The sequence below is a fragment of the Pseudomonas sp. 8_5_2 genome (assembly GCF_059295255.1).
Window position 1 is genome coordinate 479,323 of the sequence record NZ_CM181238.1, and the last position, 25,501, is coordinate 504,823.

Annotated in this window: 21 protein-coding genes; 15 read left to right on the forward strand and 6 right to left on the reverse strand. The window is 63.2% G+C overall.

From position 1 onward, the window contains the following. Window positions 1-118 precede the first annotated feature (118 nt). Genes rsmA through AC5O5R_RS02060 form a run of 4 tightly spaced genes read right to left on the reverse strand, consistent with a single transcriptional unit; the run spans window position 119 to window position 6,012 of the window. Window positions 119-922, reverse strand: coding sequence for a 16S rRNA (adenine(1518)-N(6)/adenine(1519)-N(6))-dimethyltransferase RsmA (gene rsmA / locus AC5O5R_RS02045; RefSeq protein WP_172230705.1), 804 nt, complete (start codon window positions 920-922; stop codon window positions 119-121). Then, entirely contained in the window at window positions 919-1,908 is a 990-nt protein-coding gene (gene pdxA / locus AC5O5R_RS02050; RefSeq protein ID WP_172230708.1) for a 4-hydroxythreonine-4-phosphate dehydrogenase PdxA, read from the reverse strand. The genes rsmA and pdxA overlap by 4 nt, the downstream gene beginning before the upstream one ends. Then, the gene (surA, locus tag AC5O5R_RS02055) at window positions 1,905-3,224 is read right to left on the reverse strand and encodes a peptidylprolyl isomerase SurA (RefSeq protein ID WP_494514932.1); all 1,320 of its coding nucleotides are present in this window, start codon (window positions 3,222-3,224) and stop codon (window positions 1,905-1,907) included. The genes pdxA and surA overlap by 4 nt, the downstream gene beginning before the upstream one ends. Then, a complete protein-coding gene (locus AC5O5R_RS02060) occupies window positions 3,205-6,012 on the reverse strand; it encodes an LPS-assembly protein LptD (RefSeq protein ID WP_172230366.1) in 2,808 nt (935 codons plus the stop codon). The genes surA and AC5O5R_RS02060 overlap by 20 nt, the downstream gene beginning before the upstream one ends. 130 nt (window positions 6,013-6,142) lie before the next feature. Here AC5O5R_RS02060 and AC5O5R_RS02065 point away from each other — a divergent pair, with 130 nt between their 5' ends. From AC5O5R_RS02065 to AC5O5R_RS02075, 3 genes are read left to right on the forward strand one after another with little or no spacing between them, the layout of a single operon-like run. Continuing rightward, on the forward strand, window positions 6,143-7,162 hold the full coding sequence (locus AC5O5R_RS02065) for an aminoglycoside phosphotransferase family protein (RefSeq protein ID WP_172230364.1): 1,020 nt from the start codon (window positions 6,143-6,145) through the stop codon (window positions 7,160-7,162). Continuing rightward, on the forward strand, window positions 7,159-7,833 hold the full coding sequence (gene murU / locus AC5O5R_RS02070; RefSeq protein WP_172230362.1) for an N-acetylmuramate alpha-1-phosphate uridylyltransferase MurU: 675 nt from the start codon (window positions 7,159-7,161) through the stop codon (window positions 7,831-7,833). Before AC5O5R_RS02065 ends, murU begins: the two co-directional genes overlap by 4 nt. Before the next feature lies 1 nt (window position 7,834). Beyond that, window positions 7,835-8,602: a TerB family tellurite resistance protein gene (locus tag AC5O5R_RS02075; protein ID WP_172230360.1), complete on the forward strand. Its 768-nt coding sequence runs from the start codon at window positions 7,835-7,837 to the stop codon at window positions 8,600-8,602. Between the two features lie 16 nt (window positions 8,603-8,618). Here the strand turns inward: AC5O5R_RS02075 and AC5O5R_RS02080 are convergent, their stop codons facing one another. Continuing rightward, window positions 8,619-9,617, reverse strand: coding sequence for an alpha/beta hydrolase family protein (locus AC5O5R_RS02080; protein WP_172228134.1), 999 nt, complete (start codon window positions 9,615-9,617; stop codon window positions 8,619-8,621). A gap of 95 nt (window positions 9,618-9,712) precedes the next feature. On the opposite strand from AC5O5R_RS02080, the gene AC5O5R_RS02085 reads away from it, so the two are divergent. The 9 genes from AC5O5R_RS02085 (at window position 9,713) to trpE (ending at window position 20,688) form a co-directional block, all read left to right on the forward strand. Further along, on the forward strand, window positions 9,713-12,154 hold the full coding sequence (locus tag AC5O5R_RS02085) for a PAS domain-containing sensor histidine kinase (RefSeq protein WP_172228132.1): 2,442 nt from the start codon (window positions 9,713-9,715) through the stop codon (window positions 12,152-12,154). Beyond that, window positions 12,111-12,740 (forward strand): response regulator, encoded by a 630-nt coding sequence (locus AC5O5R_RS02090; RefSeq protein ID WP_172286743.1) that lies wholly within the window; start codon window positions 12,111-12,113, stop codon window positions 12,738-12,740. Before AC5O5R_RS02085 ends, AC5O5R_RS02090 begins: the two co-directional genes overlap by 44 nt. A gap of 295 nt (window positions 12,741-13,035) precedes the next feature. Then, window positions 13,036-14,160: an ABC transporter ATP-binding protein gene (locus tag AC5O5R_RS02095; RefSeq protein ID WP_172228128.1), complete on the forward strand. Its 1,125-nt coding sequence runs from the start codon at window positions 13,036-13,038 to the stop codon at window positions 14,158-14,160. A 40-nt stretch (window positions 14,161-14,200) separates the two neighbouring features. Beyond that, complete coding sequence (locus tag AC5O5R_RS02100; RefSeq protein ID WP_172228126.1) at window positions 14,201-15,235, forward strand: ABC transporter substrate-binding protein; 1,035 nt, start codon at window positions 14,201-14,203, stop codon at window positions 15,233-15,235. Window positions 15,236-15,296: 61 nt separating this feature from the next. After that, window positions 15,297-16,544 carry an ABC transporter permease gene (locus AC5O5R_RS02105; protein ID WP_172228124.1) on the forward strand — a complete coding sequence of 416 codons (1,248 nt, stop codon included), beginning with the start codon at window positions 15,297-15,299 and terminating at the stop codon, window positions 16,542-16,544. An 11-nt stretch (window positions 16,545-16,555) separates the two neighbouring features. Further along, entirely contained in the window at window positions 16,556-17,383 is an 828-nt protein-coding gene (locus tag AC5O5R_RS02110; RefSeq protein WP_172228122.1) for an ABC transporter permease, read from the forward strand. Window positions 17,384-17,647: 264 nt separating this feature from the next. Beyond that, window positions 17,648-18,322, forward strand: a complete 675-nt coding sequence (gene rpe, locus AC5O5R_RS02115; RefSeq protein ID WP_172228120.1) for a ribulose-phosphate 3-epimerase — start codon at window positions 17,648-17,650, stop codon at window positions 18,320-18,322. Beyond that, on the forward strand, window positions 18,319-19,137 hold the full coding sequence (locus tag AC5O5R_RS02120; RefSeq protein ID WP_172228118.1) for a phosphoglycolate phosphatase: 819 nt from the start codon (window positions 18,319-18,321) through the stop codon (window positions 19,135-19,137). The genes rpe and AC5O5R_RS02120 overlap by 4 nt, the downstream gene beginning before the upstream one ends. 69 nt (window positions 19,138-19,206) lie before the next feature. Next, window positions 19,207-20,688: an anthranilate synthase component I gene (gene trpE, locus AC5O5R_RS02125; RefSeq protein ID WP_172288472.1), complete on the forward strand. Its 1,482-nt coding sequence runs from the start codon at window positions 19,207-19,209 to the stop codon at window positions 20,686-20,688. Window positions 20,689-20,720: 32 nt separating this feature from the next. Here trpE and estP read toward each other — a convergent pair whose 3' ends face one another. Continuing rightward, window positions 20,721-22,613 carry an esterase EstP gene (gene estP, locus AC5O5R_RS02130; protein WP_494514933.1) on the reverse strand — a complete coding sequence of 631 codons (1,893 nt, stop codon included), beginning with the start codon at window positions 22,611-22,613 and terminating at the stop codon, window positions 20,721-20,723. 368 nt (window positions 22,614-22,981) lie between these two features. Between estP and AC5O5R_RS02135 the strand changes: the two genes are divergently transcribed. Genes AC5O5R_RS02135 through trpC form a run of 3 tightly spaced genes read left to right on the forward strand, consistent with a single transcriptional unit; the run spans window position 22,982 to window position 25,464 of the window. Then, window positions 22,982-23,575 carry an aminodeoxychorismate/anthranilate synthase component II gene (locus tag AC5O5R_RS02135; protein ID WP_172229499.1) on the forward strand — a complete coding sequence of 198 codons (594 nt, stop codon included), beginning with the start codon at window positions 22,982-22,984 and terminating at the stop codon, window positions 23,573-23,575. A 9-nt stretch (window positions 23,576-23,584) separates the two neighbouring features. Further along, window positions 23,585-24,634 (forward strand): anthranilate phosphoribosyltransferase, encoded by a 1,050-nt coding sequence (trpD, locus tag AC5O5R_RS02140; protein WP_172229497.1) that lies wholly within the window; start codon window positions 23,585-23,587, stop codon window positions 24,632-24,634. Next, window positions 24,631-25,464 (forward strand): indole-3-glycerol phosphate synthase TrpC, encoded by an 834-nt coding sequence (trpC, locus tag AC5O5R_RS02145; protein ID WP_172229495.1) that lies wholly within the window; start codon window positions 24,631-24,633, stop codon window positions 25,462-25,464. Before trpD ends, trpC begins: the two co-directional genes overlap by 4 nt. Window positions 25,465-25,501: the final 37 nt, after the last annotated feature.

Here is a 25,501-nt window from a genome sequence, read left to right on the forward strand (position 1 = left end):
TTATCAGTTCCGGCCCTATCGCCGGCAAGCCAGCTCTCACAGGTAAAGCACAGGTCTTAGGTGCTGTGGTGTTCCTGTGGGAGTTGGCTTGCCGGCGACAGGGCCGATACAGGCTGGATCAGGCCGGTTGCTGATCAGCCAGCTGGTCGGCCAGGCGTACGAAAGCTGCCAGGTCCAGCTGCTCAGGGCGCAGGCTGCCATCCACGCCAGCTGCCTCGATGGCTGCGCTGTCGAGCAGGCCTTTCATGGTGTTGCGCAGGGTCTTGCGGCGCTGGTTGAACGCCTCGCGCACCACGCGCTCCAGCAGCAGGTGATCCTTGGCCGGATACGGCAGCACTTCGTGCGGTACCAGGCGGACAATCGCAGAGTCCACTTTTGGCGGCGGGTTGAAGGCGCCAGGGCCAACATTGAACAGGTGCTCGACCCGGCAGTGGTACTGCACCATGATCGACAACCGCCCCCAGTCACCACCGCCAGGGCCGGCGGCCATGCGTTCTACCACTTCCTTCTGCAGCATGAAGTGCATGTCGCGGATCAGCCCGGCGTGGCTGAGCAGGTGGAAGATCAACGGGGTGGAGATGTTGTAGGGCAGGTTGCCCACCACCTTCAGGCTGCGCGCTGGCACGCCCAGCTGGTTGAAGTCGAACTTCAGGGCGTCGCCCTGGTGCAGGCGGAAGTTGCCGCGGTCAGCGAACTTGTGCTGCAGGATCGGCACCAGGTCCTTGTCCAGTTCCACAACGTCCAGTTGTGCACCGCTGCCCAGCAGGCCTTCGGTGAGGGCGCCCTGGCCCGGGCCGATTTCCAGCAAGTGTTCGCCGGCCTTGGCGTTGATGGCGCGCAGGATACGGTCGATAACACCGGCGTCGTGCAGGAAGTTCTGGCCGAAGCGCTTGCGCGCCCGGTGTTGGTATTGCTCGTTCATGGTCGGTTCTCGGCCATCTGGTAGGCGGTGTCCAGCGCAACGCGCAGGCTGCCGGTGTCGATCTTGCCGGTGCCGGCAAGGTCCAGGGCGGTGCCGTGGTCAACCGAGGTACGGATGATCGGCAGGCCCAGCGTCACGTTGACCGCAGCGCCAAAGCCTTTGTACTTGAGTACGGGCAGGCCCTGGTCGTGGTACATCGCCAGCACTGCATCGCAGTGCTCCAGATATTTGGGGGTAAACAGGGTATCGGCCGGCAGTGGTCCGCGCAGGTCCATGCCTTCGGTGCGCAGGCGGGCCAGGGTCGGTTCGATGATGTCGATTTCTTCGCGGCCCAGATGGCCGCCCTCGCCCGCGTGCGGGTTGAGGCCGCACACCAGGATGCGCGGGTTGGCGATGCCGAACTTGTCGCGCATGTCGGCATGCAGGATTCGTGTTACACGCTCGACGCGCTCGGCGGTGATGGCGTCGGCGATGTCGCGCAGCGGCAGGTGCGTGGTCACCAGGGCGACGCGCAGGCCGTGCGTGGCCAGCATCATTACCACTTGCGCGGTGTGAGTCAGCTCGGCGAGGAATTCGGTATGCCCAGAGAAGGCGATGCCACTCTCGTTGATCACGCCCTTGTGCACAGGGGCGGTGATCATCCCGGCGAAATGCCCGTCCAGACAGCCTTGCCCGGCACGGGTCAGGGTTTCCAGCACGAACGCCGCGTTCGCCTGGTCGAGCTGGCCTGGCACTACCGGGGCTGCAAGGGGGGTGTCCCAGACGTACAGGCTACCTGCAGGCGCTGGCTGCTCGGGCCATTGGCCCGGCGCTACCGGCAGCAGGTTGACTGCAACCGCCAGCTGGGTGGCCCGCTCTGCGAGCAGGTCACGGCTGGTGATGGCGATCAGGGGGTGGGGCTGGGCGTCTGCGGCGAGCAGCAGGCACAGGTCGGGACCTATGCCGGCTGGCTCACCGGGGGTGACGGCGAAGCGCTGCGGCTTCACTGGGCGGCCTGGTCAGCGCCAGGCAGCTTGATTTCAACGTAGGCTTCGTCGCGGATCTGGCGCAGCCAGGTTTGCAGCTCTTCGTCATACTTGCGGTTACGCAGCACGCTCAGGGCCTGCTGTTCGCGCGCCTGCTCGGTGCTGTCGGTGGCGCGGCGGCCCAGCACTTCCAGGACATGCCAGCCGTACTGGGTCTTGAACGGTTTGGTCACGACGCCTTGCTGGGCGTTGGCCATCTGTTCGCGAAACTCCGGTACCAGGCTGTTCGGGTCAACCCAGTTCAGATCGCCGCCGTTAAGCGCCGAGCCCGGGTCTTCCGAGAAACTCTTGGCCAGGGTGGCGAAGTCTTCACCGTTGTTGATCCGCTCGTAGAGCTTCTCGGCCAGCTGTTCGGTGGCTGCATCGCTGCGCACTTCGCTTGGCTTGATCAGGATATGGCGCACGTGCACTTCGTCACGCAGCACGTTCTCGCTGCCGCCACGCTTCTCCTCGAGCTTGAGGATGATGAAGCCGTTGGGGATGCGGATGGGCTGGGTGATCTCGCCAACCGGCATGCTGCTGAGCATCTTGGCGAAGTCGGGTGGCAGCTGGGCGGCTTTACGCCAGCCCATCTCGCCGCCTTCCAGGGCGTTTTCGCTGGCGGAGCGGGCAATGGCCAGTTGGCCGAAGTCCGCGCCTTGCTTGAGCTGCTGGTACACGTCGCCGACCTGGCGCGCGGCGGCCTGGATGGCTTCCGAGTTGGCGGCTTCCGGGGTCGGGATCAGGATGTTGGCCAGGCGGTACTCTTCCGACATCTGCATCTTGCCCATGTCCGAATTGAGGAAGTTCTTCACTTCCTGCTCCGACACCTGGATACGCTCGGCCACCCGGCGCTGGCGCACGCGGCTGATGATCATCTCGCGCTTGACCTGCTCGCGGGCGTCATCGAACGACAGGCCGTCGTGGGCCAGGGCGGCGCGGAACTGCTCCAGCGACATGCCATTGCGCTGGGCAATGGTGCCGATGGCCTGGTTCAGTTCCTCGTCGGTGATGCGGATGCCGGAGCGTTCGCCGATCTGCAGCTGCAGGTTTTCGACGATCAGGCGTTCCAGCACCTGCTGTTCCAGAGCGCTGGTCGGCGGCACGCCGCCGCCGCGCTTGGCGATGGTTTGCTGCACCTCGCGGACACGCTGGTCCAGCTGGCTTTGCATGACCACGTCGTTGTCGACGATGGCCGCCACGCGATCAAGAGGTTGTACCGCGGCATGCACCGCGCCACTCAGCAAAGCGGCGCCCAGCAACACTGGGCGCAGACGATCAATAAGCTTGGTCTTCACGTGTACGGTAACCTTGAATGCCTTGGTCGAGGAAAGATTCGACCTTGTTGCCCACTACACCACCGAGGCCTTTCAGCACGATCTGCAGGAAGACACCATGGTCGCCTTTTTCGTTCTGTGGAAGGGCCTGGCTGAAATCGTCGTAGTCGATCCAGTAGCGGTTGACCAGACGCAGCTTCCAGCAGCAGTTGTCATATTCGAAGCCGCCCATGGCTTCCAGGGTGCGGTTGCGGTTGTAGTCATGCTGCCAGCGCGCGATGACGCTCCACTGCGGCACGATCGGCCAGATAACCGAGAAGTCATGCTGCTGGATCTTGTAGTAATCCTTGATGTAGTTCGGATCACCCGGGGTGCCATAGTCACCGCCGCCCACTTTCCAGGTACCCGTGGTCGAGTCGTAGGCGATGGTGTCGTTACGGTAGCGATAGCCGAGGTTGACGATCTTGTTCGGATTGTCTTCAGGCTGGTAATGGAACATCGCGCTGCCCGAACGGGTGCTGCGGCTGTCCGGGTCCCAGTTGAAGTCCGAATTGAAGCGCCAGTCGCGGTTGAAGTAGTAGTTGTACACCAGCGCGTACGGCGACACATCGGACTGCGAATCCTTGCGGGTGCGGTAGTCGATGCCCGGCAACTGGACCTTGCGATCCTTGAAGTAGTAGGCCTGGCCGATGCTGAAGTTCTGGCGCTCGAAACCGTTATCTTCGATCCAGCGGCTGGTTACGCCCAGCGACAGCTTGTTCTCGTCGCCGATACGGTCGGTACCGCTGAAGCGGTTGTCGCGGAACAGCGAATCGTAGCTGAACAGGGTTTCGCCGGTGTCGAACAGCGGGATGTCCATCTGGTCCTTGTAAGGGACGTAGAGGTAGAACAGGCGCGGTTCGAGGGTTTGGCGGTAGTTGGTGCCGAACATCGACGTGTTGCGATCGAAATACAGGCCACTGTCAACGCTGAAAATCGGGACGTCGCGGTTCTGGTTGCTCTTGAAATCGCCGAACAGGTCCAGGGTCTCGGCATTGGAGCCCGCCACGTCAGCCTTGCCTTCGCTGTCCAGGTCAAGATCGTAGTGGGTGTACATGTACTTCAGCTTCGGCGTGACGAAGCCGTAGCTGGCTTGCATTGGCAGGCTGATGGAAGGGGCGACGTTCAGACGGGTGCCGTTGGCGCGGGCTACACCGAAAATGTTCTCGTCGAGGCGCCGTCCGGGGAATCCTGCGCTTGCGTCCGGGTTGCCATCTTTGTCGAAAACGAAGTCGTCTTTCAGGTCGCGATCAAAGCGCACGGCTTCAGTTTCGTAACCGAAGTTCAAACCGCCAGGCTGGAACGGCAGCGTACCGTTGAAAGTAACCTGCGGCAGGCTGTCATACGGCGTGATCTGCGAGATGGTGGCCATTTCGTGCGCATGCACGTTCAGCCGCGCGGTATAGCTGTCGCCACGGTAGGTCAGGGCGCCTTGCTGATTCAGGATGTCGCGGCTTTCGACACCGATCTGGTCGGACTCCAGGTCCTGGAAGTAGAACGGGTCGCTGATGTCGGTGTAATCCACCTCGGTCATCAGGCGCTCGTCCAGGCCACCTTTGTGCTGCCAGTTGACCATCCAGCGCTGTTCTTTGTAGTCCGTCTGGTCTTTGCGGTCGTCGTTCTTGTCGTTCAGGTAGGCGCCACCGAACTGGCCTTCGCTCGAAGGTGTCAGGTAGCGGAATTCGCCTTCCATCAACAGGCCGCGCTTGGTCATGTAGCGCGGGTACAGCGTGGCGTCGTAGTTCGGCGCCAGGTTGAAGTAGTACGGCGTGACCAGCATGAAGCCGGTGTCGCTGCTGGTGCTGAACGATGGCGGCAGGAAGCCGGACTGGCGACGGTCGTCGATCGGGAAGTAGATGTACGGTGTGTAGAACACCGGGAAATCCTTGACCCGCAGGGTGACGTTGGTCGCGGTACCGAAGCCGGTAGCCGGGTTCAGGGTGATGTTGTTGCCCTTCAGCTGCCAGGCGTTGCTGCCCGGTTCGCAGGTGGTGTACGTACCGTCCTTGAGACGGATAATGGCGTTTTCGCCACGCTTGGCGTACAGGGCGTTGCCGCGGATGTGCGACTTGTGCATCACGTATTCGGCGTTGTCGACCTGGGCTTCGCCGGTGTCGAGCTGGATCTGCGCCTGGTCACCTACCACCAGCGAGCCGTTGTCACGGATCTTGACGTTGCCCTTGAGCTCGCCGCGGTTTTCGGTCTGGTACAGGTTGGCCTCGTCGGCCTCGGCCTGCATGCTGCCCTGGCGCATGACCACGTTACCCGCCAGGGTAGCGATCTGCTGCTCCTGCTGGTATTTGGAAACCTTGGCGTTGATGTAGGTCGGCGACTCGTCCTTTGGCGTGGTGTCGGCCATGCCCGGGCGGGGCGGCTCGACGTACGCACCACCGCAGTAGGGACCGGTTTCGGCCAGCTGGGCAGCGGTAAGCTTGTCACGCGGGACCCAGTCCAGGTGGCTGTAATCTTCGCTGCGCGATTTCAGGCCACGGCCTTTGGCCTCGGTGACCAACATCGGCTGGTCCGCGGTTTCGGCTTCGCTCGCGGCTTCGCTGCCGGCACTGACGGCTGCACCCTCGTGCACCGGGCGCGGCGGCAGGTTGTTGACTGGGGCCTTGGGCTTGCAGTCCCAACCACCGGCGGCGGACACTTGGCAGTCGAACTGTTCGGCTGCCACGACGTAAGACGTGGCCAGAGGTTGCAGGGCCAGCAGACCGCCGGTTACCAGCAACGGAAACTTTCTACGAAACGCGGGGGATTTCAATGCCATCTTATTAGTCCGGGCTTCCTGCGTGCCATCTGCCCGCGTGTGGGGCCGCACGCCTCTCGATGGTCTGAAAAAGATGCTGGATAATAAAGCATGACCCGCTTGACGGCTAGGGCCGTCGGAGACCCTTGTAATGCCTGAACACGATGTACGCCTGCAACAACTGACGGTCTGGCTCGATGAGCAGCTCAAAGATCTTTTCCTGAACAACGCCTGGGGCGACGTGCCGGCAGGCAGCCTTACCGCGGCCAGCAGCGATGCCAGCTTCCGCCGTTACTTCCGCTGGCAGGGCGCCGGGCACAGTTTCGTGATCATGGACGCGCCACCGCCCCAGGAAAACTGCCGACCGTTCGTCGCCATCGACCATCTGCTGGCCAGCGCCGGCGTGCATGTGCCGGTGATTCACGCCGAGGACCTGGAGCGTGGCTTCCTGCTGCTGGGGGATCTGGGCCACCAGACATACCTTGATATCATTGACTCTGACAGCGCCGACCGCCTGTTCGCCGATGCCATCGATGCGCTGCTGGCATTGCAGCGCCTGCCGATGGATGCACCTCTGCCCAGCTACGACGACGCCTTGCTGCGCCGTGAAGTCGAGCTGTTCCCCGAGTGGTACGTAGGGCGTGAACTTGGCCTGGTCTTGAACGATGCGCAAATGGCCACCTGGCAGCGCGTCAGCCAACTGTTGATCGACAGCGCCCTGGCCCAGCCCAAGGTGCTGGTGCACCGCGACTACATGCCGCGTAACCTGATGCAGAGCACGCCCAACCCTGGCGTGCTGGATTTCCAGGATGCCGTGTACGGTCCGGTCACCTACGACATTACCTGCCTGTTCAAGGACGCCTTCCTCAGCTGGCCACAGGCACGGGTCGAAGGCTGGCTGCGGGACTACTGGCAAAAAGCACAGGCAGCGGGCATCCCGGTACAGGCCGACTTCGAAACATTCCAGCGTGCCAGCGACCTGATGGGCGTACAGCGGCACCTGAAAGTGATCGGTATCTTCGCCCGCATCTGCCATCGTGATGGCAAACCGCGCTACCTGGGCGACGTACCGCGCTTCTTCGCCTATATAGATGAAGTGATCAGCCGTCGGCCCGAATTGGCGGAGCTGGGTGAGCTGATTGCCGAGTTGCAGGCCGGAGCGCGTGCATGAAGGCAATGATCCTGGCAGCGGGCAAAGGCGAGCGCATGCGCCCGCTGACGCTGCATACCCCGAAACCGTTGCTGCCGGTTGCCGGCCAGCCGCTGATCGAATACCACCTCCGGGCCCTGGCGGCAGCAGGCGTTACCGAAGTGGTGATCAACCATGCCTGGCTCGGCCAGCAGATCGAAGACCACCTGGGTGACGGTAGCCGTTACGGCCTGAGCATCCGCTACTCGCCCGAGGGCGAGCCGCTGGAAACCGGCGGCGGCATCTTCAAGGCGCTGCCATTGCTCGCAGACGCGCCGTTCCTGCTGGTAAACGGTGATGTCTGGACCGACTACGACTTCACGCAGTTGCACGCCGCCCCGCTGCAAGGCCTGGCGCACCTGGTGCTGGTCGACAACCCTGGCCATCACGGCCGCGGTGACTTCCGCCTGGAACACGGACGGGTCGTCGATGGCGATGACGCGCCAGGCACGCTGACCTTCAGCGGCCTGTCGGTGCTGCATCCGGCGCTGTTCGAAGGCTGCGAGCCGGGTGCCTTCAAGCTGGCCCCCCTGCTGCGCCGGGCCATGGCGGCTGGCAAGGTCACAGGTGAGCACTACCGTGGGCACTGGGTGGATGTTGGCACGGTCGAGCGCCTGGCCGAGGCCGAGCGACTGATTGGCGGGCGCGCCTGACATGTGGTGGCCAGGCACGGTGATTGGAGTGGGCGCCGGCTTTGCCGTTGCCAGCATTCCGGGGGCGTTGCTGGGTGCGTTGCTCGGGCAGGCCATGGACCGCCGGCTGCGTTTGCAAGGTTGGGAGGACATGCGCGAACGCCTGGGCGGGCGTTCGGCGCTGCGCGACGACGAGTTGCTGTTCGTGATGCTCGGGCGCCTGGCCAAATGCGATGGCCGGGTGGCCGAGCAGCATATCCAGCAGGCGCGCCAGGAAATGGTGCGCCTGGACCTGGCCGAGGCGGCCAGGCTGCGGGCGATTGCCGCGTTCAACCGCGGTAAGGCGGGCAAGGACCGGCTGGGCGGGCACCTGCGGCGTATTCGCCAGCAGCCGCATGCGGCGGAAGGTACCCTGCGCGCCTGTTGGCGCATGGTCTGGGCTGACGGCAAGATGGGCAACAAGGAGCGTGCGCTGCTGCTGGACTGGGGGCAGAAACTGGGCCTGAGTCGGCGGCAGGTGCAGGCCATGTCGCTGGAGTACGAGCCGCGCAAGGTCGCCCGGCCAGAAGGCGTGGCCATGACCTACGCGGCGGCGCTACGCTTGCTGGCGGTCGAGGCAGACACCGACGGCGACAAGGTCAAGCAGGCGTATCGTCGGCTGGTCAGCCGGCACCACCCCGACAAGCTTGCAGGGAGTGGTGCCAGCGAGGCGCAGGTGCGTGAAGCTACCGAGCGCACCCGCGAGTTGCACCAGGCCTATGCCATGATCCGCAAGCGGCATGGGCTGTAGCGGCCCGCTCGGCGCATTATCCCTGCGGGCTCATCCAGCCCCGCACCCGGCGGAACAGTTGCTCCTGCTCCGCCGCCTTGTTCCCCGGCATGGCAATCAGCGACAGCTGCTTGTACTGGCTGTCCTTCTGCCGCTTGCTGGCCTGTAGGCGTTGCGCGGCCGCATTGCGATCAGGGCTTCGGGTGGCGTAATAGATGTCGGCGGTCGGTAGCTTCAGGGTCGGCGCCAGGCTTTCCAGGTCATGCTCCACCCGAGCCGGGGTCTGCGCCGCGACCATTACCAGCTTCTGCACCTGTGGTGGCTGTTTCTCGCTCAGGTAGCGGGCCGCCCAATAGGCGCCGCTGCCATGGCCGATCAGCACGATGCTGCGGGCATTGTGCTGCTGGGCGAAAGCCACTGCGGCATCCAGGCGAGCGAAGATGCGCTCGGCATCGGCCGGATCGGTCTGCTCGCTGGCCTGTTCGGCGTCGGTGCTCTCGGCGGTGTCGGCATCGGCGGCAGTGGCCTGGGCGACGTTTGCATTGGCGTCGGCGGGCACATCCTTGGCCGGTGCACTTTCACCTTTGGGTTTTTCGGGCTCGGCTGCCGGCTTGGCTTCGACCCGGGCCTGCGGGCTGTCGGCGAGCAGGTCGGGCAGGCTGATGCTCAGGCTGTGCCAGCCGATATCGGGGAATTTCTGCCGCAGCGGGCCGACGGCGTTCGGCCAGTCGGCAGTTTCGCCAGCGCCTGGGACGATGATCACTGCCCCTTGCGGGTCGCTGTCGTTGGCCGGCTTCCACAGGGCCAGGAAGCTGTCGGCACCCGCCTGCAGGGGCTGCTGTTCGGCCTTGGGGACCAGCCGCTCAAGGGCTTGGGCATCTTCCTGGCTACGCTCCAGCAGCGGCGGTCGCGGCGCTTCGGCAACAGGTGCCGCAGGGGCGCTGGTGGGTGGGTCGGCATCGGCGGCAAGGGCGCCGAGTGGAAGGATCGAGGCCAGGCAGCACATTGCCAGCGTCGTGCGATAAAGTGTGGACATGAGTCAACCCGGGGCCAGAATGATACCGGCAGCCTAATAGTATTTGCCCGTGACGGCCATGCTGCATGGCCGCCTTTGCCAGGACGAGCGTGTAGATGAAGCGAGTGCGTCGCCTGTTGGTTATCGGCTGCTTGTGGCTGCCCTTGATTGCATTGGCCAGGCCCGAGGTAGTGCCCACCGTTGTGCTGGAACCTGCGCAACAGCAGTGGCTGGATAGCCACCGTAGCCTGCGCGTCGGCCTGGTGCTGCAGGCGCCCTACGCCCAGTTCGACCGACGCCTGCAGCAACTGTACGGGGCCAACGTCGAGCTGGTAAGCAGCCTGGCGCAGGCATTGCGCCTGGACCTTACCTGGCGCAACTTTGCTGACCAGGCCAGCCTGGAGCATGCCCTGAAGGCGGGGGAAATCGACTTCGCTCCCGGCCTTTCCCAGACCCCGGCCAGCCTGCGACTGTGGTTGTTCAGCGACCCCTACATGCGCGTGCCGCAACTGGTGGTAGGGCCGCGCACCGGGGCCATGGCCATAGAGCTGGAAAAGCTCGACAGCGAGCAGCGCGTTGCGGTGCGCATGCCCAGCCAGTTGGCGGAATACCTGCGTGGTAACTACGGCAATCTCAACCTGCAGGGCGTGCCCAATGAGCGCGAGGCCTTGCAACTGGTGGTCGGCGGCCAGGCCAGCTTCGCGGTGCTGGATGAAGCCCAGCTCAGCCGCCTTTCCCGCGAGAGCGAGTTCGGTGAGCTGGCGGTGGTGGGCGATATCGGCCTGCCGCAACTGTTGCGTATCGGCTCGCGGCGTGACTGGCCGCTGCTGGCCGATGTGCTCGAGCGTGGTCTGCAGGCGCTGCCCGCCAAGGAGCTGGAACAACTGCACCAGCGCTGGCTGCAGCCGAAATACCCGCGCCTGAGCGAGTCGCCCGGCTTCTGGCAGAACCTGGCCCTGCTGTTCGGGATGTTGCTGTTGTGCGCGCTGGCGACCCTGATGTGGCAACGTCGGCAGCAGCACCGGCTGGAGCGCAGCCTGCTCACCGCGCGGGAAAGCCTGGTGGAGCGGCAAGTCCGTGAAGAAGTGCTGCGCCTGAGCCAGTTCGCCATCGACCAGAGCACGGTAGGCATCCTCTGGGTCAACTGGGACAGCCACGTGCGCTACGCCAACCACGCCGCCGAGCGCATGCTGGGTTACGCGGAAGGCGCATTGCTGGAGCGGCCGTTGAGCGACTTCGAGCCCAGCCTGAACATGGATCGCTGGCTGCAGCTTTGGAAGGGCGCGCGCACCGGGGAGGGCGGTGCAGGGCAGTTCGAAACGCACTGCCAGCGCGCTGACCAGAGCCTGCTGCCGGTAGAACTGTCGCTGAGCTTTCTGCGCTTTCGTGACGCCGAATACCTGGTGGTCTATCTGGCCGATGTTACCGAGCGTCATCGTGCCCTGGCGGCCCTGCGTGAAAGCGAAGCACGGCTCAAGGGTATAGCCGGCAACGTGCCGGGGCTGGTGTTTCGCCTGGAGCGAGACCCCGCCGAGGGCGACCTGGAGTTTCCCTATGTCAGCGAGGGCAGCGAGGCCCTGGTGGGTTATGCGCCCAGCGAAATTCAGCAACCGCACATGGGCCTGCGCAACCTGGTGCACCCCGAAGACCGTGCCGACTACCATCGGGTGCAGGACCTGGCGCTGGCCAGCGATCAGGACTGGTCCTGGCAGGGCCGCATCCTCACCCGTCACGGCGAGCAACGCTGGGCCGATATCAAGGCCAGTACCCGACGCCTGGCCAACGGCCAGGTGGTCTGGGATGGTGTGGTGTGGGACATCACCCAAGGGAAACGGGCCGAGCTTGCCCTGGCGAAATCCCAGGAGCAGTTGCGCGAGCTGTCGGCCCACCTTGAGAGTGTGCGCGAGGAAGAAAAGGCCCGCATCGCCCGCGAAGTGCACGACGAGCTGGGGCAGATGCTGACCGTGCTCAAGCTGGAGGTGTCGATGTGCGAACTGGCCTTTGCCGAGCTGGACCCGGCCCTGAACGAACGCCTGGCCAGCATGAAGCGCCTGATCAGCCAACTGTTCCAGTTGGTGCGCGATGTGGCCACCGCCTTGCGCCCGCCGATTCTCGACGCGGGGATTGCTTCGGCCATCGAGTGGCAGGCGCGGCGATTCGAAGCGCGCACGCAAATTCCCTGTCTGGTGCAAGTACCGGATAATCTGCCAGCCTTGAGCGATGCCAAGGCCACGGGGTTGTTCCGTATCCTGCAGGAAGCACTGACCAATGTAATGCGCCATGCCCAGGCGCACAGTGTCGAGATCGAACTGGTACGAGAGGGCGGGCAATTGCGCATGACCGTCAGCGATGACGGGCAAGGCTTTTGCCGCGAGCAGCCCCGGCCGACCTCGTTTGGCCTGGTGGGGTTGCGCGAGCGGGTGCTGATGCTGGGCGGCAGCATGGCGCTGCACAGTGAACCGGGCGAAGGCACCAGCCTGAGCGTGGCCATTCCGTTGGAACAGGAGAGCGAGCGTGATTCGAGTGCTGGTGGCCGAAGACCACACCATCGTCCGTGAAGGCATCAAGCAATTGATTGGCCTGGCCAAGGACATGCAGGTGGTGGGTGAGGCCGGTAACGGTGAGCAACTGCTCGAAACCCTGCGCCACACGCCGTGCGAGGTGGTGCTGCTGGATATCTCGATGCCGGGCGTCAATGGCCTGGAAGCGATCCCGAGGATTCGTGCGTTGCACGCTGCGCCGGCGATCCTGATGCTGTCGATGCATGATGAGGCGCAGATGGCGGCGCGGGCGTTGAAGGCCGGCGCGGCAGGCTATGCCACCAAGGACAGTGACCCGGCGCTGTTGCTGACTGCGATTCGCCGGGTAGCCGGGGGGGGGCGCTATATCGACCCGGCGCTGGCCGATCGCATGGTGTTCGAAGTGGGCCTGACCGAGTCGCGGCCGTTACATACCTTGTTATCGGAGCGGGAGTTTTCGGTATTCGAGCGCTTGGCCCAGGGTGCCAATGTCAACGACATCGCCCAGCAACTGGCGCTGTCGAGCAAGACCATCAGCACCCACAAGGCGCGGCTGATGCAGAAGCTGAAGGTGAACTCGCTGGCAGAGCTGGTGAAGTACGCCATGGAGCACAAGCTGGTCTGATTGCGACATACCTGTCTATCAGCCTGTAGCGAATCCCTGTGGGAGCGGGTTCACCTGCGAAAGGGCCAGGCCTGCCATGTGCGTTGCCTGGGCTGACCCCTTCGCGGGTGAACCCGCTCCCGCAGGGTGAGCAGCGCGGCTGAAGTGAGTATTCCAATCCCGCCATCTTTGTAGGGGGATCCCTACAGTCAATCTTCCATCCGGATGATGGCATTCTCTCAGCACCCCCGATTTCCGGGCGCTTGCCGCTTGTCTAGTCTTTGCCTACGCAGTCATCCAACAAAAAGGTGCAGGCATGAGCGAGGCGAAGTCGAATGCTGCAACCAGCGAAACGCTGGTCAGCTTCCGTGGTGTGCAGAAGAGCTACGACGGCGAGTCGCTGATCGTCAAAGACCTCAATCTGGACATCCGCAAGGGCGAGTTCCTCACCCTGCTTGGCCCGTCCGGCTCGGGCAAGACCACCAGCCTGATGATGCTGGCCGGCTTCGAAACACCCACCGCCGGTGAAATCCAGCTGGCCGGGCGCTCGATCAATAATGTGCCTCCGCACAAGCGCGACATCGGCATGGTGTTCCAGAACTACGCGCTGTTCCCGCACATGACTGTCGCCGAAAACCTGGCCTTCCCGCTGAGCGTGCGCAACCTGAGCAAGACCGACATCAGCGAGCGGGTCAAGCGGGTGCTGAACATGGTCCAGCTCGACGCCTTTGCCCAGCGCTACCCCGGCCAGCTGTCCGGCGGCCAGCAGCAGCGCGTGGCCCTGGCCCGGGCGCTGGTGTTCGAGCCGCAACTGGTGCTGATGGACGAGCCACTGGGCGCCCTGGACAAGCAACTGCGTGAACACATGCAGATGGAGATCAAGCACATTCACCAGCGCCTGGGTGTGACGGTGGTGTACGTGACCCACGACCAGGGTGAAGCACTGACCATGTCGGACCGCGTGGCGGTGTTCCACCAGGGTGAAATCCAGCAGATCGCCGACCCCCGCACGCTGTACGAAGAACCCTGCAATACCTTCGTCGCCAACTTCATCGGTGAGAACAACCGCATCAACGGCACCCTGCTGGCCAGCGATGGCAAGCGCTGCCAGGTGCAGCTGCCGCGCGGCGAACGGATCGAGGCGCTGGCGGTGAATGTCGGCCAGGCCGGCGAGCCGGTGACCCTGTCGATCCGCCCCGAGCGGGTGCGCCTGAACGGCCACAGCGAAAGCTGCGTGAACCGGTTCTCCGGCCGGGTGGCCGAATTCATTTACCTGGGCGACCACGTGCGGGTGCGCCTGGAGGTTTGCGGCAAGGGCGACTTCTTCGTGAAGCAGCCGATTGCCGAGCTGGATCCGGCCTTGGCCGTAGGCGATGTGGTACCGCTGGGCTGGGAGGTGGAGCACGCCCGCGCGCTCGATCCGATTGCCGAAGCCCATTGATGGATTGCTTCACCAACCCTGTACTGTGGAGAGAATAATAATGCGCAAGCAGTTGAAACTGACCGCCCTGGCCTTGGGGCTGTTCGCCGCTGGCCAGGCACTGGCAGCAGACCTCACGGTGATTTCGTTCGGCGGCGCCAACAAGGCGGCCCAGGAAAAGGCCTTTTACGCGCCGTGGGAAAAGGCCGGCAAGGGCAAGATCGTGGCCGGCGAGTACAACGGTGAAATGGCCAAGGTCAAAGCGATGGTCGATACCAAGAGCGTGTCCTGGAACCTGGTGGAAGTAGAGTCGCCAGAGCTGGCACGCGGTTGTGACGAGGGCATGTTCGAAGAGCTCGACCCGGCATTGTTCGGCAATGAAGGCGACTATGTTTCCGGTGCCATTCAGCCCTGCGGCGTCGGCTTCTTTGTCTGGTCCACGGTAATGGCCTACAACGCTGACAAACTCAAGACTGCACCTACCAGCTGGGCTGATTTCTGGGATACCAAGCAGTTCCCGGGCAAGCGTGGCCTGCGCAAAGGCGCCAAGTACACCATGGAATTCGCCCTGATGGCCGATGGTGTCGCACCCAAGGATGTGTACAAGGTGCTGGCGACCAAGGAAGGCCAGGACCGCGCCTTCAAGAAGCTCGACGAGCTGAAACCCAGCATCCAGTGGTGGGAGGCCGGCGCCCAGCCGCCACAGTTCCTGGCTTCGGGTGACGTGGTCATGAGCTCGGCCTACAACGGCCGGATTGCTGCGGTGCAGAAAGAGAGCAACCTGAAAGTGGTATGGAACGGCGGTATCTACGACTTTGATGCCTGGGCCATCCCGAAGGGTGCCAAGGATGCAGAGGCGGCTAAGCAGTTCATCGCGTTCAGCGTGCAGCCCGAGCAGCAGAAAACCTACTCCGAGAACATCGCCTACGGCCCGGCCAATTCCAAGGCTGTGAGCCTGCTGTCGGACGAGGTGAAGAAAGACATGCCGACCACGCCTGAGAACATCGCCAACCAGGTGCAGATCGACGTGGCCTTCTGGGCCGACAACAGCGAACAGCTGGAACAACGCTTCAACGCCTGGGCGGCGAAGAAGTAGACGGCCAGCGTTAGGGGGCCGCTTTGCGGCCCTATTTTCAGTTCGTATCGCGGAGTTCGCCATGGCCATCGCAGTGCCCCTCAACGAAGGCGCAGGTCAAAGTCTCAAGCAGCGCCTCAAGCACGCCGAGCGGGTCAACCGCTGGAAGGCGCAGGCGTTGATCGCGCCGCTGGCGCTGTTCCTTGTGCTGGTGTTTCTGGTACCGATAGCCGCGCTGCTGTACAAAAGCGTCGGCAATCCGGAAGTGGTCGCCGGCCTGCCGCGCACGGTAGACATCATTACCCAGTGGGATGGCAAGAGCCTGCCGGGCGAGGATGTGTACAAGGCACTGAGCCAGGACCTGGCCGAGGCGCGCAAGAACCAGACGCTTGGCGACCTATCCAAACGCTTGAACATGGAACTGGCAGGCTACCGCAGCCTGTTGACCAAGACTGCCAGGGCGCTGCCGTTCAAGGCTGAACCGGCCTCCTATAAAGAAGCCTTGCAGGCGCTGGACGAGCGCTGGGGCGACCCTGCCTACTGGCAGGCGATCCGCCGCAACACCAGCACGGTGACCTCGTTCTACCTGCTGGCTTCTGTCGATCACCGTATCGATGACCTTGGCGAACTGGCCAAGGCCACCCCGGACCAGGCCATCTACCTGGACATCTTTGCCCGCACCCTGTGGATGGGTGTGGTGATCACCGCCATCTGCCTGGTGCTGGCCTATCCGCTGGCCTACCTGCTGGCCAATCTGCCGACCCGGCAGAGCAACCTGCTGATGATCCTGGTGCTGCTGCCGTTCTGGACCTCGATCCTGGTGCGGGTAGCGGCGTGGATCGTGCTGTTGCAATCCGGTGGCCTGATCAACAGTGCGCTGATGGCCATGGGTATCATCGACCAGCCGCTGGAACTGGTGTTCAACCGCACCGGCGTGTACATCTCGATGGTGCACATCCTGCTGCCGTTCATGATCCTGCCGCTGTACAGCGTGATGAAAGGTATTTCGCCCAGCTACATGCGCGCGGCGATTTCGCTGGGCTGTCACCCGTTCGCCAGTTTCTGGCGTGTTTACTTCCCGCAGACCTACGCTGGTGTCGGCGCCGGTTGCCTGCTGGTGTTCATCCTGGCCATCGGCTACTACATCACCCCGGCGCTGCTGGGCAGCCCCAACGACCAGATGGTCAGCTACTTCGTCGCCTTCTATACCAACACCAGCATCAACTGGGGCATGGCTACCGCGCTGGGCGGGCTTTTGCTGCTGGCGACCGTGCTGCTGTACCTGATCTATAGCTGGCTGGTTGGCGCCAGCCGCCTGCGCCTGAGCTGAGGAGCCTTGTCATGCTGAGCCCATATATGTCGCCGGTGGAGCGGGTCTGGTACTACAGCCTGCGCATTCTTTGCGGCCTGATCTTGCTGTTCCTGATCTTGCCGGTGCTGGTGATCGTGCCGCTGTCGTTCAACAGTGGCAGTTTCCTGGTGTACCCGCTGCAGGGCTTTTCGCTGCAGTGGTACCAGGACTTCTTCGGCTCGGCCGAGTGGATGCGGGCACTGAAGAACAGCATCATCGTTGCCCCGGCGGCGACGGTGCTGGCCATGGTATTCGGTACACTGGCGGCCATCGGCCTCACCCGGGGCGACTTCCCCGGCAAGTCGCTGGTGATGGCGTTGGTGATTTCGCCAATGGTGGTGCCGGTGGTGATCATTGGCGTGGCCAGCTACCTGTTCTTCGCCCCGCTGGGCCTGGGCAACAGTTTCACTTCGCTGATTCTGGTGCATGCGGTGCTGGGTGTGCCGTTTGTCATCATTACCGTGTCGGCGACCTTGCAGGGCTTCAACTACAACCTGGTGCGTGCTGCCGCCAGCCTGGGCGCTTCGCCGCTGCTGGCGTTCCGCCGGGTGACCCTGCCGCTGATCGCACCAGGGGTGATCTCCGGGGCATTGTTCGCGTTTGCCACCTCGTTTGACGAAGTGGTGGTAACGCTGTTCCTGGCCGGGCCGGAGCAGGCGACCCTGCCACGGCAGATGTTCAGTGGTATTCGCGAGAACCTGAGCCCGACCATTGCGGCGGCGGCAACCTTGCTGATTGCGTTTTCGGTGGTGCTGTTGCTGACCCTGGAGTGGTTGCGTGGGCGCAGCGAGAAGTTGAGAACACAGCAGCCTGCCTGAGGGTGTGTTGCCTTTTCCGGCCTCTTCGCGGGTAAACCCGCTCCCACAGGGATCGCGCACGGTTTTTAAATTCTGCGCAAGACAGTTGCTCCCACAGGATTTGTGCAAAATTTGAAATTGCGCGGTCCCTGTGGGAGCGGCTTTAGCCGCGAAGAGGCCGGCACAGGTTGTAACAACTGGTCGACACCCTTTGATACCAATCAGCCCTCATCCCTTTCCCTGAGTTACAATGCGCGCCACCGTGATTCTGCCAACAGGTGCGCCATGCAGCCCTACGCTATTGCCCCCTCCATCCTTTCCGCCGATTTCGCCCGCCTGGGTGAGGACGTCGACAAAGTGCTGGCTGCGGGTGCCGACATCGTCCACTTCGATGTCATGGACAACCACTACGTACCCAACCTGACCATCGGCCCGATGGTGTGCACCGCCTTGCGCAAGTACGGCGTCACCGCGCCGATCGATGTGCACCTGATGGTCAGCCCGGTCGACCGCATCATCGGCGACTTCATTGAAGCCGGTGCCACCTATATCACCTTCCACCCGGAAGCGTCGCAGCATGTCGACCGTTCGTTGCAGCTGATCAAGGACGGCGGCTGCAAGGCTGGCCTGGTGTTCAACCCGGCCACTAGCATGGACGCCTTGAAGTACGTGATGGACAAGGTCGACATGGTGCTGCTGATGAGCGTCAACCCGGGCTTCGGCGGGCAGAAGTTCATCCCTGGCACCCTCGACAAGCTGCGCGAAGCGCGTGCGCTGATCGACGCCAGCGGGCGTGACATTCGCCTGGAAATCGACGGCGGCGTCAACGTCAACAACATCCGCGACATCGCTGCCGCTGGCGCCGATACCTTCGTGGCCGGCTCGGCGATCTTCAACGCCCCGGACTACCGGGAAGTCATCGCCAAGATGCGCGCCGAACTGGCCCAGGCCCGCCCATGAGCGGCTTCGAGCAGCTGTTCCCCGGGGCGCTGCCCAGGCTGGTGATGTTCGATCTGGACGGTACCCTGATCGATTCCGTGCCCGACCTGGCCGCCGCCGTGGACTGCATGCTGCTCGAACTGGGGCGCCCGCCCGCTGGCCTGGAGGCAGTTCGCCACTGGGTCGGCAACGGCGCCCAGGTGCTGGTGCGCCGGGCGCTGGCGGGTGACATCGATCACACCGCCGTGGACGATGCGCTGGCCGACCAGGCGCTGGCGCTGTTCATGGACGCCTACGCCGAAAGCCATGAGCTCACCGTGGTCTACCCCGGTGTGCAGGACACCCTGCGCTGGTTGCGCAAGCGGGGTGTGGAAATGGCGCTGATCACCAACAAGCCCGAACGCTTTGTCGGCCCCCTGCTGGACCAGATGAAGATCGGCAACTACTTCCGCTGGATCATCGGCGGCGATACCCTGCCGCAGAAAAAGCCAGACCCGGCGGCGTTGCTGTTCGTCATGCAGATGGCCGGCGTTACCCCGCAGCAATCGCTGTTCGTCGGTGATTCGCGCAGTGACGTGCTGGCGGCCAAGGCAGCTGGCGTGCAGTGTGTTGGCCTGACCTACGGTTACAACCATGGCCGGCCGATCCACGACGAATCCCCCAGCCTTGTCATCGACGACCTGCGCGCATTGCTGCCCGGTTGCGCAGACCCGGCCACTGGGATAACGTTGGCGGACCTTCAAGCCTCACAAGACAGAGAGTCCACCGTGGCGGTTACTGGCAAATTCTGGATGAAAGTCATCAAGGCCCTGGCCCGTTGGCGTTGGCGCGCCTGACTTCAGCCTGCCGGCGCGTGCCGGCCCGTCCGTTTGCCTGACCCATTGCTGCTTGCCACGAGGCTACTCATGAACCGCGAAGAATTCCTGCGCCTGGCCGCTGCCGGCTACAACCGCATTCCCCTGGCCTGCGAAACCCTGGCCGACTTCGATACGCCGCTGTCCATCTACCTGAAACTGGCCGACCAACCCAACTCGTACTTGCTCGAATCGGTGCAGGGCGGCGAAAAGTGGGGCCGTTACTCGATGATCGGCCTGCCGTCGCGCACGGTGATGCGGGTGCACGGTTACCACGTCAGCATCCTGCAGGATGGCGTCGAGGTTGAAAGCCACGATGTCGAAGACCCGCTGGCATTCGTTGAAACCTTCAAGGACCGCTACAAGGTCGCCGACATTCCTGGCTTGCCGCGTTTCAACGGCGGCCTGGTCGGCTACTTCGGCTACGACTGCGTGCGCTACGTGGAAAAACGCCTGGGCGCGAGCCCTAATCCGGACCCGCTGGGCGTGCCGGATATCCTGCTGATGGTGTCGGACGCGGTAGTGGTATTCGACAACCTGGCGGGCAAGATGCACGCCATCGTGCTGGTCGACCCGGCTGAAGAACAGGCCTTCGAGCAAGGCCAGGCTCAGCTGCAAGGTCTGCTGGAAACACTGCGCCAGCCGATCACCCCGCGCCGCGGCCTGGACCTGAGCGGCCCGCAAGCTGCCGAGCCGGCATTCCGCTCCAGCTATACCCGCGACGACTACGAAAACGCGGTTGGCCGTATCAAGGAATACATCCTCGCCGGCGACTGCATGCAGGTGGTGCCGTCGCAGCGTATGTCGATCGACTTCCAGGCCGCGCCTATCGACCTGTATCGCGCGCTGCGTTGCTTCAACCCGACGCCGTACATGTACTTCTTCAACTTCGGCGACTTCCACGTGGTCGGCAGCTCGCCCGAGGTGCTGGTGCGGGTCGAGGACAACCTGGTCACCGTGCGCCCTATTGCCGGTACCCGCCCGCGTGGCGCGACCGAAGAGGCTGACCGCGCACTGGAAGACGACCTGCTGTCGGACGACAAGGAAATTGCCGAGCACCTGATGCTGATCGACCTGGGCCGCAACGACGTCGGCCGTGTGTCTTCGACCGGCAGCGTGCGCCTGACCGAGAAGATGGTGATCGAGCGTTATTCCAACGTCATGCACATCGTTTCCAACGTTACCGGACAGCTGCGCGAAGGGCTGACGGCGATGGACGCACTGCGGGCGATCTTGCCGGCCGGTACCCTGTCGGGCGCGCCGAAGATCCGCGCGATGGAGATTATCGACGAGCTGGAGCCGGTCAAGCGCGGTGTTTATGGAGGGGCTGTCGGGTACTTTGCCTGGAACGGCAACATGGACACCGCGATTGCCATCCGTACCGCAGTGATCAAGGACGGTGAACTGCATGTGCAGGCCGGTGGCGGCATCGTTGCCGACTCGGTGCCAGCGCTGGAGTGGGAAGAAACCATCAACAAGCGCCGGGCGATGTTCCGTGCTGTGGCGTTGGCTGAGCAAACTTGCGCCAAATAAATTGATTGGGGCCGCAAAGCGGCCCCAGCAACCTAGAAGTCCACACTAACCCCCAAGCTAACCCCCTGCTGCGTCAACTCATCACTCTTGCGCCAGTTGTAGTTCCCGCGCAAATGCACCCCCGCCACCACTTCATGGCTCACCCCCAGGCTCGCTCGGGTCAGATCGCTATTTGGCGTGTACCCGGTCAGCGTAAAGTCATTGGCGGGCAAGCTGGTCAGGTGCATGGTCACATCCTGCCGGTCATCCTCGAACTCGTGCTCCTGCGCCACCTCGGCAAACAGCCGGGTGCTCGGCAGCACCTGCACGCTCCCGAGCAACCCTACCCCCAGGCGGCGGGAGGTGCGCTCCTGGTCATCGAAGCCCAGTGCTGTCGAGCGGCCACTTTTCTCGTCGTAGCCGTCGACTTTTACCCGCGCATAGTCGGCGCTGATGAACGGCGCCAGCTGCCAGGTGCTGCCTTCGGCTGCGAGGTTGTAGCCAAGCCGCCCTGACATGGCCCAGGCTTCGCCATCGGTATCGCCCTTTTCACTGCGATCGTTTACGCCCAGAGCGAAGGTGCGCTTGAGGTCGCTGTAGTCCAGATGCCCTGCGGTCAGTGCGGCATCGGCCCACCAGCGGTCCTGGCGGTATTGGGCGAAGGCGCTGGCCAGGTAGCTGTTCAGCGTGTATTCCGAATCTTGCTGGCCAGCTTCCAGCTTCTGTCGGTAGACACCCCCAGCCAGGCCCAGACGCCAGGCGTCGTTCACCCGGTAGCTGCCGCCCACGGTCAGGTTGTAGCCGCGGCCATCACCGCTGGCCGCGCTGCGCTGGCCGTCGAAGTCCAGGTCCTGGGCACCGCTGGCGACAAAGGCCTGCCACTGGCCAACGGCCTGCCAAGGTGTCTGCCACTGGTTGCGCAGTTCATCCTGGTGGGCACGCAGGCTGGCATGGGCCATCTCCGGCAGCAGGGTCAGTTCCCAAGGGGCGGAAAGGATCGAGTAGCCGTAGTCGGCGATCAGTTGCTGGCCGGCGATGGTCGGGTGTACCGAGTCATTGAACAACAGCTTGGTCGGGTCTGGCGTGGAGCCGTTGATGCCGTACACCGGGTTGGCCACGCAGCCTTCGCCGCTGTAGCAGGTGCCGACCAGATTCTGCCCGGTGGCCAGGCCGAACTGGCTGGGGTTGGCCAGGGCCTCGCCCAGCAACATGGGAACATTCAGCGGGATGATTTCGGCATCGATCTGCCTCAGCTGTCCAAGCAGCGACTGATTGAACACACTCGAGAGCTGCGACAGTGGATTTTGCAATGGGGTGCCGCTGTAGTTTGGCGTCTGCCCAAGGTCGGGGAGCAACCACACCATGATGTAGCGGGCACCGCCTTGCTGCAGAGCCTGGGCGCTGGCCGCCAGGCGGCCACCGGCTGCAGCAGCGTCGGCCGGGCTGCTCACCAGGCCTTGCAGGAAATCGTTGCCGCCGCCCGTCAGGTAGTACAACGCGTTGGGGTCGGCGCGCAGGCCGTTGGCGAGGTAGCCCGGTTTTTCTCGTAATACATCACCGGCGCCGGGGCGACCTGGCGGGATTACGGTTTTCGACGTGGTGGTGATCGAGTCGAGGATCTGCTGGGTGGTGTAGCCGCCCACCGCCCAGTTGTTACCGTCGGGCAGCCCCAGCACCGGGTTGAGGGGGGAGGTGGAAGGGCCTAGTTCCGATGGGGCCACTCCCAGTCGCCCGCCAAGGATCATCGGCGATACCGGGGCGTAGTTGCCATCGGCATCGCGGTTGGTGAAGCGCATGCCGCCAAACTGCCCGGCGTCGCTCAGGCTGTCGCCGAACACGATCATGCTGGAGTAGGGCGAGGGTGCAGCGAACGCCTGGCTGCAGGCTAACGCCAGCGAGGCCAGGGTAAAACGCAACAACGAAGCTTTTAACGGGGCTTTTCGCATCAGGGAACATCCTTTTCATTGTTTTTGTCGGAACAACCTGACCGACCTTAGCAAATCGCAGGGCTTCGCTTCCAAGTCCATTCGTTTCCCCGTGTTTACGGGCATATTGCGCCCATCGCCCCGGTAGGCTACTGTGCCGGGACGTATGAGCGAGACCTATCCTGTGTTGATCGTCAGCAAACTCTTGATGCGCGTAATCAAGGCCCACGCCCGTTGGCGTTGGCGCGCCTGACTCTATTCCCTGCCGGCCCGTCCGGCCCGCCCCCGTTTACCTTTCTGTTTTTGCGCCCCTGGTGGCAAAGCCGCGCCTGTGGCTTGTGCGGGAAGGTTCGAATTTTGAAGTCAGTAGATTCAAGAGGTTTAACCCAATGTTACTGATGATCGACAATTACGACTCATTCACTTACAACGTCGTCCAGTACCTTGGCGAGCTCGGTGCCGAGGTCAAGGTCATTCGCAATGACGAAATGACCATTGCCCAGATCGAAGCCCTCAACCCCGAGCGCATCGTCGTTTCCCCGGGGCCGTGCACGCCTAGCGAGGCGGGCGTGTCCATCGAGGCCATTCTGCACTTTGCCGGCAAGCTGCCGATCCTTGGCGTTTGCCTGGGCCACCAGTCCATCGGCCAGGCCTTTGGCGGCGACGTGGTGCGTGCGCGCCAGGTAATGCATGGAAAGACCAGCCCGGTCCACCACCGCGACCTGGGCGTATTCGCCACACTGAACAACCCGCTTACCGTCACCCGCTATCATTCTCTGGTGGTCAAGCGCGAGACCCTACCTGACTGCCTGGAAGTGACTGCCTGGACTGCCCATGAAGATGGTTCGGTCGACGAGATCATGGGCCTGCGCCACAAGACATTGAATATCGAAGGGGTGCAGTTCCACCCCGAGTCGATCCTGACCGAGCAGGGCCACGAGCTGTTCGCCAACTTCCTCAAGCAAACCGGCGGCCGCCGCTAAGGACCGAACATGGATATCAAGAGCGCGTTGAGCCGTATCGTTGGCCAACTGGATCTTTCCACAGACGAAATGCGCGATGTCATGCGCCAGATCATGACCGGCCAGTGCACCGAGGCACAGATTGGCGCCTTCCTGATGGGCATGCGCATGAAAAGCGAAAGCATCGACGAAATCGTCGGTGCGGTATCGGTGATGCGTGAGCTGGCCGACAAGGTCGAGCTGAAGAGCCTTGATGGCGTGGTCGACATCGTCGGTACCGGCGGTGATGGCGCCAATATTTTCAACGTCTCCACCGCTTCCTCGTTCGTCCTGGCGGCGGCGGGTTGCACCGTGGCCAAGCATGGCAACCGCGCAGTCTCGGGCAAGAGCGGCAGTGCCGACCTGTTGGAAGCCGCCGGTATCTACCTGAACCTGACACCCATCCAGGTCGCCCGCTGCATCGACAGCCTGGGCATCGGCTTCATGTTCGCGCAAAGCCACCACACGGCCATGAAGCATGCCGCCGGTCCGCGTCGTGACCTGGGTTTGCGTACCCTGTTCAACATGCTCGGCCCGCTTACGAATCCGGCCGGGGTCAGGCATCAGGTGGTTGGCGTGTTCGCCCAGACCCTGTGCCGCCCACTGGCCGAGGTGCTGCAGCGCCTGGGCAGCAAGCATGTGCTGGTGGTGCACTCGAAGGATGGGCTGGACGAGTTCAGCCTGGCCGCGCCCACCTTCGTCGCCGAACTGAAGAATGGCGAAGTCACCGAGTACTGGGTCGAACCGGAAGACCTCGGCATGAAGAGCCAGAGCCTGCACGGGCTGGCTGTCGAGAACCCGCAGGCATCGCTGGAGCTGATCCGCGATGCGCTGGGTCGGCGCAAGACTGAAAATGGCCAGAAAGCCGCAGAAATGATCGTGCTCAATGCCGGCGCCGCGTTGTACGCGGCGGATCATGCGATGACCCTGGCACAGGGCGTTGAACTCGCCCATGACGTGCTGCACACCGGTCTGGCCTGGGAAAAGTTGCAGGAACTGGGTGCCTTTACTGCAGTATTCAAGGTGGAGAACGAAGCATGAGTGTGCCGACGGTGCTGGAAAGGATCATTGCCCGCAAGTTTCAGGAAGTCGCCGAGCGCAGCGCACGCGTCAGCCTCGCCGAGCTGGAGCGCCTGGCCAAGGTCGCAGATGCCCCGCGTGGCTTTGCCAACGCGCTGATCGAGCAGGCCAAGCGCAAGCAGCCGGCGGTGATTGCCGAAATCAAGAAAGCCTCGCCAAGCAAGGGCGTCATCCGCGAGCACTTCGTGCCAGAGGAAATCGCAGTCAGCTACGAAAGGGGCGGGGCGACCTGCCTGTCGGTGCTGACCGATGTCGATTACTTCCAGGGTGCCGACGAATACCTGCAGCAGGCACGTGCAGCAGTTTCGCTGCCGGTGATCCGCAAGGATTTCATGGTCGACCCTTACCAGATCGTCGAAGCCCGAGCCTTGGGTGCAGACTGTGTGCTGTTGATCGTGTCGGCGCTGGATGACGTGAAGATGGCCGAACTGGCTGCCACGGCCAAGGATGTCGGCCTGGATGTGCTGGTGGAAGTGCACGACGGTGATGAACTCGAGCGTGCGCTGAAGACCCTGGATACGCCGCTGGTGGGCGTAAACAACCGCAACTTGCACACCTTTGAAGTCAGCCTGGAAACTACTCTGGACCTGCTGCCGCGCATTCCACGTGATCGCCTGGCGATTACCGAGAGCGGCATTCTCAACCGGGCCGATGTCGAGCTGATGGCAATCAACGAGGTTTACTCGTTCCTGGTCGGTGAGGCATTCATGCGCGCCGAACAGCCAGGGCTGGAGCTGCAGCGATTGTTCTTCCCGGAACAGGTGAAGAAGACTGTTCAGCAACTGGACTGATCGAAACGAAGCCGGCGTTGTTGCCGGCTTTTTTGTA